An 18,198-nucleotide genomic window follows, 5' to 3' on the forward strand; every position below is an offset into this window, starting at 1 on the left:
CATGTAGCATGAAAACCTAAGTGAGGGATGGATTTGACGGAAAAATTTCGTAAGGTTAGTGGTCAATATTGGTTAGTGGCCATCGTGGTTGGCCTTGGCTTGCCGTGGTTATTGACGTTACTGAGCGTCAGCCGCTTTCATCAAATCGTTTGGCTATTATTTTTAGTTGACTTTATTTTAGCAGCCGTGTTGGGCTGGCAGATTCGTCGGACAGCACGGACCGGTTGGCTGGTTTGGCTGATGCCGTTATTTTGTTTGTTGGGACTCTACTTATTCTTCCCAACTTATGTTTATTATCTCGCAATCGTTGATTTAGGGATATCGTACTTAGCGTACGGGATGGCGGCGCAAGCTTAAACGAGTGGTATTCAGAATTAGGACAGATTAAGGCCGGTTAGTTGGATACAACGAACTGGCTTTTTTGCAAAAAAATTTTTGAAATCGTGGTGAATATGCATGCCCAAACAACCTACTTGGACGGCTCAAGACGTCCTCGAAATGGTCCAAAAATATATGAATGATGATCACGTTGCCCTCGTCAAACGGGCTTGTGATTTTGCAACCTACGTGCATCGTGATCAGTATCGTCAATCTGGCGAACCGTACATTATGCATCCAATTCAGGTCGCTGGTATTTTAGCTGAGTTAAAAATGGATCCGGAAACTGTTGCGTCAGGCTTTTTACATGACGTGGTTGAAGACACCGGGGTCACGTTGGCGGATGTCGAAGAGCTATTCGGCAAGGATGTTGCCGTCATTGTCGATGGTGTTACGAAATTAGGCAAAATTCGCTACAAGTCCAATAAAGAACAACTGGCTGAAAATCATCGTAAGCTGCTCTTAGCGATGTCAAAAGATATTCGAGTCATGATTGTGAAGTTGGCGGACCGCTTACATAACATGCGGACCTTAAAGCATTTGCGGCCAGATAAACAACGTCGGATTGCGAACGAAACCTTGGAAATCTATGCGCCTATTGCTGATCGTTTAGGGATTAGTACGATTAAATGGGAACTAGAAGATATTTCGTTGCGGTATTTAAATCCTCAACAATACTATCGCATCGTCCATCTAATGAATTCGCGGCGTGAAGACCGTGAGAAGTATATCGAAATTGCAATCCAAGATATTCATCAAGCGTTGCATGATTTGAATTTACCGGATGCTGATATTTATGGCCGACCGAAACATATCTATTCCATCTACAAAAAAATGCGGGATAAACACAAGCAATTCAGTCAACTCTATGATTTATTAGCGATTCGGGTAGTCGTGGACTCGATTAAAGATTGTTATGCCGTTTTAGGAGCGATTCATACCCAATGGAAACCGATGCCAGGCCGGTTTAAGGATTATATTGCGATGCCCAAAGCCAACATGTACCAATCGTTGCATACCACGGTGGTTGGTCCTGAAGGGAAGCCACTTGAGATTCAGATTCGGACGTTTGAAATGCATCGGGTCGCTGAATATGGGGTTGCGGCGCACTGGGCTTATAAAGAAGGCGTCCATGATCAAGTCCAAGAGACCCAATCTGGCGATAAGCTAAACTTGGTCAAAGAGATTATCGAACTTCAAGATGAAAGTAAAGATGCGGCCGACTTCATGGAAGGCGTCAAAGGCGATCTCTTTAGTGATCGGGTCTACGCGTTTACCCCTAAAGGCGATGTTATGGAATTACCTAAGGGTGCTGGACCATTAGATATGGCTTACTCGATTCATACCGAGGTCGGTAATCATACGACCGGGGCCAAAGTAAATGGTAAGATTGTCCCGTTGGATTACCAGATTAAAAATGGGGATATTGTCGACATTTTAACGTCGACGAGTTCCACGGGGCCTAGTCGTGATTGGCCAAAGTTGGTCTATACGCGGCGCGCACGTAATAAGATTAAACAATTTTTCCGTAACGCTGACCGTGAAGAAAATATCATCACGGGTCGTGAAATGCTGGATCATCAATTGCGGGAATTTAACTTTGATCCCAAAGTCGTGATGACGAAAGAAAAGCTGGATAAGGTTGCTAAGAAGATGCACTACGCGGGCGAAGATGACCTCTTTGCCGCGCTAGGTTTTGGCGATATGCAACCGGTTGGGATTGCTAATCGACTCACTAGTGACGTGCGCAAGCAGCGTGAGGCTGATCGGCAACGTGAACGTGAGCGTGAAATTTTAGCTGAGCATACGGAACAAGCGACTAAGAAGAAAAAGAAAGAACAAACTGAAGCTCAAGAGAAGAAAGACGAGCAACGAAAAAAGGTCTCGTCATCTGGCGGGGTCATTATTCAAGGTGTCGATAATCTGTTGGTACGCTTGAGTCATTGTTGCTCACCAATTCCTGGTGATGAAATCGTTGGTTATATCACTAAAGGGCGCGGTGTCTCAGTTCATCGCATTGGCTGTCCGAATGTGAAGCAAGCCGAAACTCAAGGTGAACGCTTGATTGAAGTCGAATGGGAAGACCCTGAAGGCGACCGGACGAACTACAACTCTGATCTTGAAATTCAAGGGTACAATCGGAATGGTATGTTGAACGATGTTTTAAAAGTCATCAACAATAATACGAAGTTCTTAACGAATGTTAATGGGAAAGTTGACCATAACAAGATGGTGATTATTAGCGTTTCGTTAGGGGTTCGTAACTTAGGCCATTTGCAACGGATTATCGATAGTTTGAAGAATGTTCAAGACGTTTACGTGGTTGAACGGAAGATGTTTTAGGAGGCGTTCACTTGCGAGTGGTTGTTCAACGGGTGCAACAGGCCCAAGTTAGTATTGACGGTCAGGTGCACGGCAAGATTCAACAAGGATTAGTGTTACTCGTTGGGTTTACAACGGGTGATGGTGCGGCGGAGCTAGCTTATCTCGGGCATAAGATCTTAAATTTACGGATCTTTAGTGATACGGATGGGAAGATGAATCTAAACGTCCAGCAAGTCGGTGGCGCTATCTTATCGATTTCACAATTCACCTTGTATGCGGATACCCGGCATGGTAACCGGCCGAGCTTTATTGATGCTGGTGATCCGGCCGTAGCGAGTCAGCTGTATGCCCAGTTTAACCAACAATTAGCTGCGACTGGGATGACCGTTGCCACGGGTGAGTTTGGCGCCGATATGCAAGTATCGTTAGTTAACGATGGTCCGGTGACAATTTGTTACGATACAAATCAAAAATAGTTTGTTGAGCTGAAGTTAGGGGATGTCTTAACTTCAGCTTTTTGTACGACCCAATAAATGCAATAGGAGATTTTTTAAAATGATGAAACGAGAATTTATCTGGGACTTTGATGGCACGTTATTGGATACTTATCCGGCGATGGTACAGACATTTGTGCAAGTTGTCGCAGATCTGGGCGGTGAAGTGACGCCAGCCGAGACATATCAAATGATGCGACAACAGTCAGTCGGTGTGGCTGAGCGAACCGTTGCACAACGTTATGGTTGGAACTGGCATCAGTTACGCGCGGGTTATCAAAAACTGGAACCTGAATTACAAATCCAGCCACAAGCTTTTGAGGGCGCAGCAGACGTTCTGGCAAAGGTCAAAGCCGTTGGTGGCCACAATTATTTAATGACGCACCGCAATGATGCTGCATTGACCTACTTGGCACAAGCAGGACTCCAGACTTACTTTGATGACTTTGTCACTGCAGCCCAACCATTTCCACGTAAACCGAATCCGGCAGCTTTAAACTACTTGTTAGACAAGCATCAGGTCGATCGGCAACAAGCGGTGATGGTTGGTGATCGAAATTTGGACATTGATGCTGGGCATAATGCGCAGATTGCAGGATTCTTATTTGACTATGATCAGTTAGTCACGGTGACGAGTCACCCGGAGGTCAATGTCACAACGTTAACCGAGTTGCTCCCATTGATAGGCTAAACTCAAGTTTAACAGTAGCACGCTGAGTAACGATAATCGTTGTTTAGCGTGCTTTTTGGTATAGACAATAAGTCTAAGCTAAGGTTGATTACTGGACAGTTAGAACCAAGTTAGCGCCACCGTATAAAAATCTTTATATGTGGAATAAGTTGTCCCCATAAATTTAACCGCTATAATCAGAATTAAAGACTGACTAATTAGGTCAGGGGTTGCACTAATTATCGTGTGCGGATTTGGTATTGTTATCAACCAATAAATCCGTATGATAAATAGTGTAAGGGGTTGCACAAACCGGATTACGGGAGGTGAGGCTGGCGTGCAACTATCAAATCGTCAAGTGAAGTTAGGGTTGCATTTACTATCATTAGATCAAGCAACGACGACAAACCGCTTGGCAGCAGCGTTAGATGTTAGTGTACGGACGGTTAAAAGTGATTTGAAAGTGGTGCAAGCTTGGTTGCAAACGACTGGTGACTATTACCGGGCTAAACCACGGGTGGGCATTTGGCTTGTAGCGACGCCGGCCCAACGTGCAAGTTTAAGAGCGGCCTTAATGACGAATCAGCCGAATACTGAAACTAGTACACCGCAGGAAAGAATTAGCCAACTAGGATTGTTATTAGCAGTAACGGATCATTATTTAACAACTCAGCAGTTGGAGAATCGATTAGGCATCAGCAAGAATACGGTGATTAATGATCTGACTAAGGTTGAACGTTATCTGGCAGATTTTCAAGTGACGCTGGAACGCAAGAATTACTACGGTTACCGATTAATTGGGGCTGAACTTAATTTACGCTCAGTTTTGGAAGCGCTACTAAACCAGTTAGTTCGGACATCACTAGCTGCTAATCTGACCGATGACCCTTTACGACAATTGCAGCAGTTACCATTAGGGACCGTGCCAGAACTGCAAGCCATTTTGGCGGTAGTTATCCCCGTCTTTTCAACGCCAATGACTACGGCGAATGCGAACTTTGATGCGACGGATCAATTGACAATGATTATGCGGCTGACAATCATCATCTTACGCTTGAGTATGCATCGGTCGCTGAGTCATTATCAGCAGTTAGTTGCTAGTCCACATGAACAGGCAGCTTTGCCGTATCGATGCTTTGTACAGCTAATGCAGCATTATGAGTTCCCCCAATTACAGCAAGAATATGATTACTTGTTGCGGGGGGCCAATCCTCGGTTTGATGATCAAAACATTGCGCGGTTAACCAAAGACATCATTGCTGCGGTCAGTCAACAGACGGGGCAAGCTTATGATCAAGACAGTCAGTTACAAGTGAATTTATTTTCACATCTGTTAACGCAACTGAGTAATAAGTACAAGTTTACTAACGAATACAATCCATTTATTGCGGATATTCAAAATCGGCAGCCAGTGCTGTATCAGGCCGTGAGTCACACGTTACGGACACAAATATCGGCCAACCCCGCAGTCGTTAATGAGTCGCTGATCGTCTTTGTCACGTTACATTTCTTAGTGTCGCTTGAGCGGCAACCGACGACTAAGCATGCGCGCATTATCTATGTTTGTTCAACCGGTCTAGGGGTGACCAGCTTAATCAAAAATGAGTTGGAATGCCAACTGACTAATATTGAAATTGCTGGTTTTGCATCGCCAACTGAAGTGGCGGAAAAGGTGCGACAGTGGCAACCGGATTTAATTGTCAGTATCTTTCCACTTACGGATGTGGACTTACCAGTTATTCAGGTCAGTCCCTTACCGAGTCCAACTGATATTCAGCAGATTAAAGCTGCGGTCGCCCGAGTATTGCAAGTGTCACCACAGCGGCTAACACCAGTGACGCCCCAACCGGTCACGACGGCTAGTCAAGTGGAACAATCACGAGCACTGATGTTGAAGGGGGCCGTCATCTATGGCCAGTTACAAGCTGCAATTGGCTCGCGGGTCCCGGCAGCGTATCAGGCGGCATTTGTGATTCACGTGATGCTGGCGGTACAGCGTATCAGTTGCCAGCAAAGTTATGACAGTCAGGTGTTACAAGTTGGCGGTGTGCCAGTTGCCCCCAATGATGCCCAACGGATCCGGCAGATTTTTAAAGCAAATCAATTGTCGATCAATTCAGCTGAAGTTAGTGCCATTTTACAATATACCCGAATTAATGACTTAACGAATAAAGGAGCGAAACAACATGGATGATCCTTGGATTACAGCAGATGTACAAGCGATTTTAGCTAAAGCGAAGCATCCTGAAGCGACATTAACCGCGTTAAACTTTGCGATTAAGCGGATGCGGGCCGCACAGATTGAACCTACTGAATTACAACTGGTGATCTTAACCAACCACATTGCGGAAATGGTGACCCGTTCAGTAACGGGCGAACCGTTAGCCGCCGTTGACCCGCAGATGTTTGCGGAGGTCTCACCGGAAGCAATTCAGATTGCGGCCGATTTGGTAACGAAGATTGGAAATTTAGCAGATTCAGAAAAGTATGTCGCATCAATTCACTTTGAAACGGCCAAACATCAATAAGGAGGAGTTTATCATGGTTAAAGTTGTCATTGCAGATCGAATGGGTAAGGGTCAAAAAGTTGCCGCAGGAGTTGAACAAGCTGGTGGTGAAGCGATTGTGGTGCCTGGGATGGGCGCCGATATGCGTTTAGGTGATGTGATGCAGCAAGAAAATGCGGATATGGGCTTGTCATTTTGCGGGAGTGGTGGTGCCGGCGCTTTAACGGCTAGTACGAAGTATGGCTATCCGGAACGACATGGCATGCGCTCAATTCAAGAAGGGCTAACGGCGATTGCCGATGGGAAGACGGTGTTGGGCTTTGGGTTTATGGACAAGCCAGAACTCGGTCAAAAGTTAACGGAAGCCTTTGCAAAGAAGTATGACAAATAACGGTTACGGGAGGCGGCACGTATGACGAAGCTGAACGCAAGTAACCAGCGAACGGTTCGGGTCAGTGGCCAAGCCGAGACGAAACAAGCGGCGTTTGCCAGTGCCCTGAGTAAGATTCAAAAAGAATTAGTGGCCGATACGGCGATGGTGACCTTGCAAATTCAACCGCTACAGGTGACGCCAGTGAGTCTGCAAGTGGCTCACCGGACTGAACGGTTCTTGTGGTTGTTCTTTCCACGGCAACGGACGCAGTTCTCGGTCACCATCGATGTGACCGTCCAAGTCAATGCGATTGATCTAAACACGGTCGTATTTGCGACAACCCCCGTTAAACGCAACCCGCTCTTGGACTGGACTGGGTTGAGAGGAGGCAAATAAGGTGCATATTTTAATTGTTTTAATGGAGTCAGTGATTATTGGTGGGTTAGTCGGCTTTGCGGCCGGTGTTGGGGCCGCCCGGATGTTTAATGCCCCGACTGTCCAAGCCTTGGGAGCCTTTCGAACCCTTGGCGAAATGAATGCGGCGGAAGGTGACGCCGCGTCTCACTTCTCATTTGGGTTAGGGTTCTTCTTTAATGCTTGGGCATCAACAGTCGGGGCTGGGGCCTTTACCCAAGATGTGACGCACCGGGTGATTCCTAACTGGGCAGTTTCAGCCCTATTATTACGCAGTAAAGATATGAATGAATCAATGCATAATCCTAAGAAAATGGGAATTATGAGTGCGTTGATTGGGATCGTGGTCGTGGCCTTTTTAAATGTCACCTCATCCTCGATCCCGGCGGCATTACAAGTGACCGCGGTGAAAGTTTTGGTCCCTGCCGCCACTTTACTGATTAATATGGTGATGCCGATTATCTTTTGGCTAGCAGCGATCGATGCGGGCCGGCGTTCTGGCCTATTAGGGACGATCTTCGGTGGCTTAGCGGCCTTGATTATGGGGAACGCGGTTCCAGGTGTGGTCTTAGGAATCTTAATCGGTAAAGGGGTCGAAGAAATCGGCTGGACGCGGATTACCCGGATTATGCTGGGGGCAGTGATTTTGCTATTTATCCTAAGCGCGTTTTTCCGCGGTTTCGATGTTGATCTATTGAAGTCCTTTAGTCTCAGCGTTCCACAATGGCTGACCAACTGGCATAGCTCGATGGGCGGCTAGAGAGGAGTATAAGTGTATGGAAAATGATTTAAAAGATTTGGAACAAGCCAAAAGTTTCTGGTTCGCCGATTGGGCGTTTCCCATTATTGTCGGTATTATGTCGGCGGGGGTCTTTGCCGGAACATCGATGTATTACAACTACGGCGTTGGGGCGTTTAATGAAGTCGCGATTGTGGCCATGTTGAAAGCCGGCATGACTGATGGTGCGTATGGCGCCGCTGCGGCATTTGGGGCTAGTTTCTTGTTTGCCCGGGTATTGGAAGGTTCACTAGTCGGAATTCTTGACTTGGGTGGTTCAATCTTGACCGGGGTCGGGATCGGGATTCCCGCCATTCTACTGAGCGTTGGTTTTGAAGCCCCAGTCAAAAGTTTTCCGTTGGCGTTACTGACAGGACTAATCATTGGGGTGATTATCGGTGGCATTATTTACATCGTTCGCCACTTTACGATTGGTCAGTCCAAAGCTACGTTTGGTGCCGATGTCATGATGGGTGCTGGGAATGATACTGGCCGCTTTCTAGGACCATTGATTATTCTGAGTGCCGTCACGGCCTCTATTCCAATTGGTCTCGGGGCTACGGCTGGTGCGGCTATTTTTTATGCTTGGAAAAAGCCGATTGCCGGTGGTGCGATTATTGGCGCGATGATTCTTGGGTTCTTCTTCCCAGTGAAACTATAAAGGAGTTCGTAAAATGGTTGATTTAGTGGTTAAAAATGGCCGTTCGGTACGTGACGATAGCCCGTTGGAAGTGGCAATTACCGCGGGTAAGATTACGGCGGTTGGTACCCAACTGACTGGTATTACGGCGCAGCAAACGATTGATGTGGCAGGACAATATGTCTCGGCCGGTTGGATCGATGATCATACCCATTGTTATGAAAAGCTCAGCCTGTATTATGATGATCCCGATGAAGACGGAGTCAAGACCGGGGTCACAACGGTGATTGATGCTGGGTCGACCGGCGCCGATAATATCGCGGACTTTTATCAGCGAACACGCGCTAAGCGGACCAATGTTTATGCCTTAATCAATATTTCCAAGACCGGGATTCTCGCACAAGATGAATTAGGCGATATGGCACGTGTTCAGTGGGCACCACTAGCTGAAGCCGTTGCCACTTACCCGGACTTTATTGTCGGGATCAAAGCGCGCGAAAGTCATTCGGTCGTGGTCGACAATGGTGTGCAGCCATTAGTTCAGGCGAAGGCCTTTCAAGCTAAGTTGGATCGCCATTTACCTGTAATGGTCCATGTGGGCGCGAATCCGCCTGAATTAGAAGCTATTTTAGCACTGATGACTAGTGGCGATGTATTGACGCATGCCTATAACGGTAAGCCTAATGGTATTTTAACGCCAGACGGGATGGTCAAAGAAGCCGTCTTCGATGCCTATCATCGGGGCGTCCGTTTTGATGTGGGGCATGGGACCGACAGTTACAACTTTAATACGGGACGAATTGCAACGCGTTATGGCTTACGACCATGGTCTATTAGTACGGATATTTACCATCGTAACCGTGAAAGTGGTCCGGTGCATGATCTGGCGACGACGTTAGAAAAAATGATGCTATTGAATTACTCGTTACCAGAAGTCATTCGCATGGTAACCGTGGCGCCGGCTGACAGCTTTCATTTGACGCAAAAGGGGCGTTTGGAAGTTGGCTTAGATGGGGATCTCACCATCTTTAAAGTTACGGATGGCACTAAGACCTTAACAGACTCGAATGGCAATACCCAAGTAACCGAACAACTGATTCAACCGACCCAAGCGATTGTTGGCGGGACAGCTTATGAAGTGGAGGCTCAGTAATCAATGAGCGATTTATATAATAAGTACCATTTAAAAAAAGTGATCAATGCTAGTGGCAAGATGACGATTCTCGGGGTGTCAACCTTGGCAGGCCCAGTGATCGACGCGCAAAAGTTTGGTGATGAACATTTCTTTGAAATGGCTGACCTCGTCAAACAAACCGGTCGGCATCTGGCTGAATTACTAGGCGCGGAAGACGCGATTGTGGTTAACTCCGCTTCTTCGGGGATTGCTGAATCGGTGGCGGCGTTGATTGGCCGTGGTAGTAAACATCATGTCTATCACCCTTATGATGCCCGTTATACCAAGCGTGAGATTATTATTCCTAAGGGACAGAACGTGGATTATGGGACGCCCGAAGAAGTGATGATTGCCGTTGGGGGTGGTCAAGTCGTTGAAGCTGGGTACGCCAATATGTGCTCGCCAGAACACCTTGAAATCATGATTACCGATCAAACAGTCGGCATCTTATATGTGAAGAGTCACCATGCCGTCCAAAAAAGTATGCTGACGGTAGCGGAAGCGGTGAAAGTGGCCCATGACCATCAATTACCATTGATTTTAGATGCTGCGGCGGAAGAAGACTTGCGTAAGTATTTAGATCTCGGTGTCGATATTATTATCTTCTCTGGTGGTAAAGCGTTAGTTGGACCGGCATCTGGTCTGGTTTATGGAAAAAAACAATATATCGATTGGATTCGGTTGCAATCATTAGGGTTAGGTCGGGCGATGAAGGTCGGTAAGGAAAACATCATGGGGCTGACACGGGCGATTGAAGATTACTTACAAGCTGGTCCCGAAGATGGGGATAGTATGCAACGCCGTTTACAGCCATTTTTAACCGCCCTCAATGCGGTCCCTTATGTCGAAGCTACCGCCGTTCAAGATGGCGCGGGTCGCGATATTTATCGGGCAAGTGTCGTTATTCAACCTGAATCACCACAAAATGCGAAGGCCGTTACCGCCGCCTTAAAAGCGGGTAATCCGGCGATTTATACTCGTGAATACCGCGCTAATGTCGGGATTATTGAATTTGATATTCGGGCGGTGGATCAAACGGAAATGGATGCCATTGTGCAACGGTTACATGAAATCTTAGACTAAACTGTCAATAAAAAAGGAGTGCTCAATCATGCAAAAGACACCAAATTATTACCAAGATCGCGTCGCCTTAAATGTTTTAGCGGGTTCTGTTCAAAATGCGGTTGACTGTTATGCTGCCGCTGAACATCATATCATCTTAGGCGTGTTGACAAAAAATTATTCCACTGATCAATTGGCGATTGAAGATATGTTAAAATATCAATCACAAATTGAAAATGCGGTTTCCGTTGGCTTAGGTGCGGGTGATCCTAATCAAAGTCAGATGGTGAGTCGGGTCTCCAAAGTGATCCAACCGCAACACGTGAACCAAGTCTTCACAGGGGTTGGAACTAGCCGGGCGCTACTCGGCCAAGCGGATACCATTGTTAATGGCTTGGTGTCCCCAACTGGTAAAGTGGGTATTGTCAACATTGCGACTGGGCCATTGAGTTCACAGACACCGGCCGCTGAAGTGCCGATTGAAACGGCGATTGCCTTATTGAAAGATATGGGCGGCAGTTCAATCAAGTTCTTCCCCATGCATGGGTTGGCGCATGAGGCCGAATTTAAGGCTGTTGCCGAAGCTTGTGCAACCAATGATTTCTACTTGGAACCAACGGGTGGGATTGATTTAGAGAACTTTGAAACGATTCTCCAAATTGCCTTAGATGCTGGCGTCAAACGGATTATTCCGCATATCTATTCGTCAATTATTGATGCCGATACTGGCATGACGCGGCCAGAAAATGTGCGTCAGCTATTTGAGATTGTCAAACGCTTAGTTGGTTAATGAACTGACAGGTGGCGCGGTTCGGCGTGAATCGCGCTTTTTTGTTGCGCTTAAACATTTTGTTTAAATTTATGGCGATTCAATCGTATAAATCGGTTATTTGGCCCAATTGAGACTAAATATACCCCCATTGTCTCTAGATATTGGTAAACTAATAGTTAGAGTCGAGTGGCGTTAGGTTTTGGCGACTAGGCTAAGTTGATGCCAGGTCAACTTTAATTAAACAAATTAACAATGCAATAGAAGGGTGATTTTAATGAACAATTCGGAACCAGTTTTAATGATGCTTTTTGGTGCGACGGGGGATTTAGCGAAACGGAAGCTTTATCCTGCCTTCTTCCGCCTTTTTCGGCAACAAGTGTTAAATGACCACTTTGCAGTGATCGGGACGGCACGGCGCCCTTGGAGTGATGACCATTTTCGGGAAGTCGTTGCCGATGCGATTGCTGATCAAAATCCCACGGAACCGGAACAGAGTGCCTTTTTACAGCATTTTTATTACCAATCACACGATGTTGGTGATGCCAGTCATTATCAGACTTTAGCTAAGTTGGCTGATAAGTTGGACCAACAGTATCAATTGGCGGGTAACCGGATGTATTACCTCGCAATGGCACCGCGGTTCTTCGGTCAAATCGTGACCCAGTTGAAAGCAGCTAAGATTATTGATACGGCTGGTTTTAACCGGGTTGTTCTCGAAAAACCATTTGGGACTGACTATGAATCAGCGAATAAGTTAAGCCAAGAATTAACCCAAGTCTTCCCGGAAAAAGATATTTTCCGGATTGATCACTACTTAGGCAAGGAAATGATTCAAAATATCTTGACGTTGCGGGCTACTAACAGTTTATTAGAATCGCAATGGAGCAATCAATATATTGATAACGTCCAGATTACCTTTGCTGAAGCATTGGGTGTTGAACAACGGGGCGGCTACTATGACCAGACGGGGGCTCTGAAGGATATGGTCCAAAACCATATCTTACAAGTGTTATCTCTATTGGCCATGGAATTACCGACGAAGATGTCTGAAGCAGCGATTCGAACTGGTAAAGTAGCCGCATTAAAGGCGGTTCGGATTTATAACGCGGATGAAGTGGCGGCCAACTTTGTCCGTGGTCAATATACCGCTGGCAGTCTTAACAATGAACAATTTGCGGGTTATCGTGAGGAGCCAGCTGTTGATCCGAAGTCACGGACGGAAACGTTTGTTGCGGGTAAGTTCCAAATCGATAATGAACGTTGGCAAGGCGTCCCGTTCTATGTCCGGACTGGGAAACGGTTAACGGAAAAAGGCACGCGAATCAATATTGTCTTTAAGAACTTAACTGCTAACGCTGAGATTGCAACGCAAAATGTCTTAACGATTTATATTCAACCGACAGAAGGGTTCTCATTGAGCCTGAATGGGAAGGCGTTAGATAACCAGTCGACAACGACGCCGATTAGATTATCCTATCGGCATGACAGTCAAATGATGGCTAATACACCGGAAGCGTATGAACGGTTATTGCATGATGTCATTACTGGTGATGCGACTAACTTTACTCATTGGGATGAAGTTGCCCAATCATGGCGGATTGTAGATACGATTCGGCAAGCTTGGGACCAAGATGACCAACCATTGCCAACTTATGCGGCCGGGACGATGGGACCAAAAGCGGCGTTTGATTTAGTAGCTAAGAATGATAATCAATGGATTTGGCAACCAGATACTTGGTTTGTCGAACGTGGGTTACTTAACCGTTAGCATGACGCAATTTGTTAATACCAATTTCACTAACAACTAATCAAAAAGGCACCTGTAATCTTAACTGATTACAGGTGCCTTTCTTGGCAATTGAAATGCTTTTAGTTGTAGTCAACAATAACTGGTATTATCAATGATTAGCAAAGTAACTAGAGAGCCCAGCATAGACCGCGTGAGCGACTTCATTCGGATATCTTTGTGAGCTAATCGTCTTAAAGTCGGTATCGTCATTGATATACCCAAGTTCCATCAAGACGGCTGGCACTTGATTGTCACGGATGACTAAGAAATCACCAAATTCAACGCCCTTACTTTTGATTGGTAAGGCAGAGACATTACTGCTAAGAGCTTTCGCTAGGCCAAGTGAAGTGGATTTATGGTAATAGTAAGTGGTAATCCCTGAACCTTGATTATTTTCAGGCGAACTATCGAAGTGGAAGCTAATAAAGGCATCGGCGTGTAACTTGTTTGCCAAGGCTGGACGTGCACTTAAACCAACGTACTGATCACTATCACGGGTCATTACCACGTGGGCGCCGGCTGCACGTAGCCGCTTAGCCACGACTTGGGCCACCCGTAACGTGTAAGTTTTTTCCATTTTGTCATGACTGGACAGGGCCCCAGAATCGGAGCCACCATGGCCTGGATCCAGCACAATCGTGGCTTCTGAAATCTTGGTCGTTTGATTCAATTGACTGTTCTTTTCATTGACGAGCCAACTCGCAATCCAACCAAATTTATGATCGGCATAGCGGACGTATAACCAATTGTTTTTGCGCCGCATAATATGCACTTTGGTTCCTTTGGTCGTTGAATCGGTCACACTATAGCTCATGCCGGGACCTTTACGGATATTGACGTTAGCAATATTAACGATGGCAGTATTATGAGTGGCTAGGATGGTCGTGAAGCCGGCCACTAGCCCGATAAAAACGGCGGCAATGACAAGTTGTCGCCAGTAGCGTTTGAAGACTTGCATGGATTTCACCAACTAAATTTTTTTGAGTTTAAAACACGTAATCATTAGTATACCAAAAATTATGAACTGCGTTTAGGGCGGGCAGTGATTTTAAAGGTTAACTTTAACTAAACAGGTGATGAAACGATGCTTAGCACTGGTTAAGCTTGTTGCCTGTTGATTGGCCTCAGAACTGACCGGGGCTTAAGTTTGAGAAAGACACTCGAATAGTCAATCATTAATTTCTTAATACCCATTAGTTAACGTCGGGCGGTCCAGAATTGGCTCAGTGGTGTCGTTTATCTTGGTCGGTGGTTTTCCGACTTAGATAAAGCCCGGCTTTCGAGACCGCACTATGGCTCGAAAACGCGGCCACCACGTTCCAGCCAATTCTGGACCAACCAGAGTGGCAATTTAATCTAACCAGCACCAAACATCATAAATCGTATTTTCATGCCAACATTTTACGGGTGTCAGTTGACTTTTCCAACGGAGTCGTGTAACTTTAATCATAAGTTAATAAATCGACCGCAGAGAAAGTAAGAGCATTGTGCCACGCTATAGCCAGAGACCGGTAGTGCTGAGAATTCCGGATAGCGAGCAATGAGGAGACGCTTTTGAGGTGAACGAAAAGTTCCGCCTGTTATTAACACAGACGTTATCAGTTAGTGCTCATAAAGGTGGTACCGCGCAAAAAAGCGCCCTTGGATAAACAATCAAGGGCGCTTTTTTTGTCGATTTGAATTGAAGGAGGAGATTAGGATGAGATACCAACGGCCTAAAGGCACCGCCGATATTTTGCCAGGTGATAGTGAAAAATGGCAATATGTCGAAGAAACGGCGCGTCAAGTCTTTAAAACCTATCGTTTTAAAGAAATTCGGACGCCAATTTTTGAAAATTTTGAAGTTTTCTCACGTTCTGCGGGGGATACTTCCGATATTGTGACTAAAGAAATGTACGATTTTCATGATAAGGGTGATCGTCACATTACCTTGCGGCCAGAAGGAACGGCCGGCGTTGTCCGGGCGTTTGTTGAAAATAAACTCTATGGTCCGCAAGTGTTAAAACCTTACAAGGTCTATTATATGGGACCAATGTTCCGTTATGAACGGCCCCAATCAGGTCGGTTACGGGAATTCCATCAACTTGGTGTTGAAGCTTTCGGGAGTGAAAGTGCTGCTTTAGACGTTGAAGTCATTGCAATGGGCTTTAATTTGCTTAAAAAATTTGGCTTAAACGACTTAAAGCTAGTTATCAATACGTTGGGTGACCAACAAACGCGTGATGATTATCGCCAAGCCTTGATTGATTACTTGGAACCTCATTTTGAAGAATTAAGTGATGATTCCAAAGCCCGCTTGCACAAGAATCCATTACGGGTTCTAGATAGCAAGGCGCCTGAAGATCAAAAATTCGTAGCCGATGCACCGTCAATCTTAGATTACTTAACGCCCGAAGCTAAAGCCCATTTTGAAGAAGCTAAAGCCTTGCTGACGGCCTTAGAGATTCCGTTTGAAATTGACGCCACAATGGTGCGGGGCTTAGATTATTACAACCACACGATTTTTGAAATCATGACGAATTCGAAATCACTTGGTCAAGGCTACACGACAATCTGTGCCGGTGGTCGCTACAATGGCTTGGTTAAAGAATTAGGCGGTCCTGAAACATCTGGAGTTGGCTTTGGTTTAGGTGTCGAACGCTTATTAGTCTTGATGGATGCGGAAAAGATTGCCTTTCCAACTGATGATCGATTAGATGTTTACGTGGTTGGTATTGGGGACGCTGCAAATGCGACGACCTTAAAGCTGGTTCAAGCTGTCCGGGATGCGGGGTTAACCGCTGAACGCGACTATTTGGATCGTAAGCCGAAAGCGCAATTCAAGAGTGCGGATCGTTTGAATGCCCGTTATACGATGACTATCGGGGATAGCGAGTTGGAAAACGAAGTGGTTAACTTGAAGTCAATGGCAACGGGTGAAGAGACCCAAGTCGCCATGGCCGATGTCTTTAACCATGTTGAACAAGTATTGGCAGCTAAATAACAGGGAGGAAACAAGTTAATGAAACGAACCACATATGCTGGGTTAGTTAATGAAGACTACCTGGGTCAAGACGTCATCTTACAAGGATGGGTCCAAAAGCGCCGGGATTTAGGGAGCTTGATCTTTATTGATTTACGTGACCGTGAAGGCATTGTTCAATTAGTCTTCAGTCAAGAATTTTCACAAACCGCTTTAGATGTTGCGGATCAATTACGTGGTGAATACGTGATTGAAGTCCAAGGGAAAGTTGTTAGCCGGAATGGCGATGCAATCAACCCGAACATGAAGACAGGTAAAGTCGAAGTTGAAATCCATGAGGCTAAGATTTTAAACAAGGCTAAAACACCACCTTTCTACATTCAAGATGACATTAATGTGTCGGATGAATTACGGTTGAAGTATCGTTACTTAGACTTACGGCGGCCAGAAATGCAACGTGGTTTAAAGATTCGTAACGGCATTACCCAAGCGGTTCATAGTTATTTTGACGCCAATGGTTTTTACGACATTGAAACGCCATTCTTAACTAAGTCAACGCCTGAAGGGGCCCGGGACTACTTGGTACCTTCACGGGTTTATCAAGGCCATTTCTACGCTTTACCACAATCACCCCAATTATTTAAGCAATTATTGATGGGTGCCGGTTTTGATCGGTATTATCAAATTGCTCGTTGTTTCCGGGATGAAGACTTGCGGGGCGACCGGCAACCAGAATTCACGCAGATCGATATGGAAACCTCATTCTTAACGGCGGAAGAAATCCAAAGTTATACGGAAGGTTTGATCAAAAAAGTCATGCATGACGTGAAGGGTGTCGATGTTAAGACGCCATTTACCCGTATTACTTGGCAAGAAGCAATGGATCGCTTTGGTTCCGACAAGCCTGATGTCCGGTTTGGTATGGAATTAAAAGACATGTCCAGCATCTTTGCGGATACCGACTTTAAAGTCTTCTCAGGCGCGATTAAGAATGGTGGCGTGGTTAAAGCAATCGCCGTTCCTGGTGGTGCTGACAAATACTCACGAAAAGCTATCGATGCCTATGCCAGCCATGTTGAACGCTTTGGCGCTAAGGGCTTGGCCTGGATGAAAGTGACCGATGACAGTTTTAGTGGGCCAATCGCGAAGTTCTTCAAGGATGACTTTGACGCCATCACGACGGCCGCTGATGCGAAACCAGGTGACTTGTTATTATTCGCTGCGGATAACTTCAAGGTTGTTTCGGATACCTTAGGCTATTTGCGGAAAGCCATCGCTAAGGAACAAGGCATGATTGATGAAAACAAGTATGCTTACCTTTGGGTCGTTGACTGGCCATTGTTCGAATACGATGAAGGGATTTCCCGCTGGGTACCAGCCCACCATCCATTCACGATGCCTAATGAAGAAGATGTCCACTACTTGAACGACGGTGAAGATCCCCACAAGGCGCATGCCCAATCATACGATATTGTCTTAAATGGTTACGAATTAGGTGGCGGTTCCATCCGGATTCATACGCGTGAATTACAAGAAAAAATGTTCAAGGCGTTGGACTTCACTAAAGAACGGGCCCAAGAACAATTTGGCTTCTTACTAGATGCCTTAGACATGGGCTTTCCACCGCATGGCGGGTTAGCCATCGGGTTAGACCGGTTTGCCATGTTGCTTTCTGGTAATGACAATATTCGTGAAGTCATTGCCTTTCCTAAGAACTCGAAGGCTTCTGAACCAATGACCAATGCGCCAGCGGAAGTTTCTGATCAACAATTACAAGATTTGGCTTTGTTTATCAACAAACCTGACGATAAATAAGTCGGTTACCGAAAGAACGTCCACTCAGCTGACTGGACGTTCTTT

General features: G+C 45.9%; 17 protein-coding genes. 16 read left to right on the top strand and 1 reads right to left on the bottom strand.

What is annotated here, in order from left to right; genetic code table 11:
• Positions 1 to 33: 33 nt before the first annotated feature.
• From FFM77_RS01735 to zwf, 14 genes are all read left to right on the top strand, one after another.
• Entirely contained in the window at positions 34 to 357 is a 324-nt protein-coding gene (locus FFM77_RS01735; protein WP_137634030.1) for a hypothetical protein, read from the top strand.
• Positions 358 to 456: 99 nt separating this feature from the next.
• Positions 457 to 2,721 (top strand): RelA/SpoT family protein, encoded by a 2,265-nt coding sequence (locus FFM77_RS01740; RefSeq protein ID WP_137634031.1) that lies wholly within the window; start codon positions 457 to 459, stop codon positions 2,719 to 2,721.
• A gap of 11 nt (positions 2,722 to 2,732) precedes the next feature.
• Positions 2,733 to 3,179 (top strand): D-aminoacyl-tRNA deacylase, encoded by a 447-nt coding sequence (gene dtd / locus FFM77_RS01745; protein ID WP_137634032.1) that lies wholly within the window; start codon positions 2,733 to 2,735, stop codon positions 3,177 to 3,179.
• Positions 3,180 to 3,258: 79 nt separating this feature from the next.
• Positions 3,259 to 3,888 (top strand): HAD family hydrolase, encoded by a 630-nt coding sequence (locus FFM77_RS01750; RefSeq protein WP_223876751.1) that lies wholly within the window; start codon positions 3,259 to 3,261, stop codon positions 3,886 to 3,888.
• A 316-nt stretch (positions 3,889 to 4,204) separates the two neighbouring features.
• Positions 4,205 to 6,061, top strand: a complete 1,857-nt coding sequence (locus tag FFM77_RS01755; RefSeq protein ID WP_171001537.1) for a BglG family transcription antiterminator — start codon at positions 4,205 to 4,207, stop codon at positions 6,059 to 6,061.
• Entirely contained in the window at positions 6,054 to 6,395 is a 342-nt protein-coding gene (locus FFM77_RS01760) for a transcriptional regulator (protein WP_137634034.1), read from the top strand. The genes FFM77_RS01755 and FFM77_RS01760 overlap by 8 nt, the downstream gene beginning before the upstream one ends.
• Positions 6,396 to 6,408: 13 nt before the next feature.
• Positions 6,409 to 6,765 carry an SFCGS family glycine-rich protein gene (locus tag FFM77_RS01765; protein WP_137634035.1) on the top strand — a complete coding sequence of 119 codons (357 nt, stop codon included), beginning with the start codon at positions 6,409 to 6,411 and terminating at the stop codon, positions 6,763 to 6,765.
• 21 nt (positions 6,766 to 6,786) lie between these two features.
• Positions 6,787 to 7,143, top strand: a complete 357-nt coding sequence (locus tag FFM77_RS01770; protein ID WP_137634036.1) for a DUF4312 family protein — start codon at positions 6,787 to 6,789, stop codon at positions 7,141 to 7,143.
• A gap of 1 nt (position 7,144) precedes the next feature.
• Positions 7,145 to 7,921: a DUF4311 domain-containing protein gene (locus tag FFM77_RS01775; RefSeq protein WP_137634037.1), complete on the top strand. Its 777-nt coding sequence runs from the start codon at positions 7,145 to 7,147 to the stop codon at positions 7,919 to 7,921.
• A 16-nt stretch (positions 7,922 to 7,937) separates the two neighbouring features.
• Positions 7,938 to 8,600, top strand: a complete 663-nt coding sequence (locus FFM77_RS01780) for a DUF4310 family protein (protein WP_137634038.1) — start codon at positions 7,938 to 7,940, stop codon at positions 8,598 to 8,600.
• Between the two features lie 13 nt (positions 8,601 to 8,613).
• On the top strand, positions 8,614 to 9,732 hold the full coding sequence (locus FFM77_RS01785) for an amidohydrolase/deacetylase family metallohydrolase (protein WP_137634039.1): 1,119 nt from the start codon (positions 8,614 to 8,616) through the stop codon (positions 9,730 to 9,732).
• 3 nt (positions 9,733 to 9,735) lie between these two features.
• On the top strand, positions 9,736 to 10,836 hold the full coding sequence (locus FFM77_RS01790) for a DgaE family pyridoxal phosphate-dependent ammonia lyase (protein ID WP_137634040.1): 1,101 nt from the start codon (positions 9,736 to 9,738) through the stop codon (positions 10,834 to 10,836).
• 28 nt (positions 10,837 to 10,864) lie between these two features.
• Positions 10,865 to 11,605 carry a 2-dehydro-3-deoxy-phosphogluconate aldolase gene (dagF, locus tag FFM77_RS01795; protein WP_137634041.1) on the top strand — a complete coding sequence of 247 codons (741 nt, stop codon included), beginning with the start codon at positions 10,865 to 10,867 and terminating at the stop codon, positions 11,603 to 11,605.
• Positions 11,606 to 11,861: 256 nt separating this feature from the next.
• The gene (zwf, locus tag FFM77_RS01800) at positions 11,862 to 13,355 is read left to right on the top strand and encodes a glucose-6-phosphate dehydrogenase (RefSeq protein ID WP_137634042.1); all 1,494 of its coding nucleotides are present in this window, start codon (positions 11,862 to 11,864) and stop codon (positions 13,353 to 13,355) included.
• A gap of 130 nt (positions 13,356 to 13,485) precedes the next feature.
• Here the strand turns inward: zwf and FFM77_RS01805 are convergent, their stop codons facing one another.
• Positions 13,486 to 14,334, bottom strand: coding sequence for an N-acetylmuramoyl-L-alanine amidase family protein (locus FFM77_RS01805; RefSeq protein WP_137634043.1), 849 nt, complete (start codon positions 14,332 to 14,334; stop codon positions 13,486 to 13,488).
• Between the two features lie 741 nt (positions 14,335 to 15,075).
• On the opposite strand from FFM77_RS01805, the gene hisS reads away from it, so the two are divergent.
• Both hisS and aspS read left to right on the top strand, forming a co-directional pair.
• The gene (hisS, locus tag FFM77_RS01810; protein ID WP_137634044.1) at positions 15,076 to 16,359 is read left to right on the top strand and encodes a histidine--tRNA ligase; all 1,284 of its coding nucleotides are present in this window, start codon (positions 15,076 to 15,078) and stop codon (positions 16,357 to 16,359) included.
• Positions 16,360 to 16,377: 18 nt separating this feature from the next.
• Positions 16,378 to 18,153: an aspartate--tRNA ligase gene (gene aspS, locus FFM77_RS01815; protein WP_137634045.1), complete on the top strand. Its 1,776-nt coding sequence runs from the start codon at positions 16,378 to 16,380 to the stop codon at positions 18,151 to 18,153.
• Positions 18,154 to 18,198 lie beyond the last annotated feature (45 nt).

The organism is Lactiplantibacillus songbeiensis (assembly GCF_005405125.1).
Taxonomy (GTDB): Bacteria; Bacillota; Bacilli; order Lactobacillales; family Lactobacillaceae; genus Lactiplantibacillus; species Lactiplantibacillus songbeiensis.

Coding starts and splice junctions, on each gene's coding strand:
- FFM77_RS01740 (WP_137634031.1), top strand. CDS start 457: ATGCCCAAACAACCTACTTGGACGGCTCAAGACGTCCTCGAAATGGTC.
- FFM77_RS01750 (WP_223876751.1), top strand. CDS start 3,259: ATGATGAAACGAGAATTTATCTGGGACTTTGATGGCACGTTATTGGAT.
- FFM77_RS01760 (WP_137634034.1), top strand. CDS start 6,054: ATGGATGATCCTTGGATTACAGCAGATGTACAAGCGATTTTAGCTAAA.
- FFM77_RS01765 (WP_137634035.1), top strand. CDS start 6,409: ATGGTTAAAGTTGTCATTGCAGATCGAATGGGTAAGGGTCAAAAAGTT.
- FFM77_RS01770 (WP_137634036.1), top strand. CDS start 6,787: ATGACGAAGCTGAACGCAAGTAACCAGCGAACGGTTCGGGTCAGTGGC.
- FFM77_RS01780 (WP_137634038.1), top strand. CDS start 7,938: ATGGAAAATGATTTAAAAGATTTGGAACAAGCCAAAAGTTTCTGGTTC.
- FFM77_RS01785 (WP_137634039.1), top strand. CDS start 8,614: ATGGTTGATTTAGTGGTTAAAAATGGCCGTTCGGTACGTGACGATAGC.
- FFM77_RS01790 (WP_137634040.1), top strand. CDS start 9,736: ATGAGCGATTTATATAATAAGTACCATTTAAAAAAAGTGATCAATGCT.
- dagF (WP_137634041.1), top strand. CDS start 10,865: ATGCAAAAGACACCAAATTATTACCAAGATCGCGTCGCCTTAAATGTT.
- zwf (WP_137634042.1), top strand. CDS start 11,862: ATGAACAATTCGGAACCAGTTTTAATGATGCTTTTTGGTGCGACGGGG.
- FFM77_RS01805 (WP_137634043.1), bottom strand. CDS start 14,334: ATGCAAGTCTTCAAACGCTACTGGCGACAACTTGTCATTGCCGCCGTT.
- hisS (WP_137634044.1), top strand. CDS start 15,076: ATGAGATACCAACGGCCTAAAGGCACCGCCGATATTTTGCCAGGTGAT.
- aspS (WP_137634045.1), top strand. CDS start 16,378: ATGAAACGAACCACATATGCTGGGTTAGTTAATGAAGACTACCTGGGT.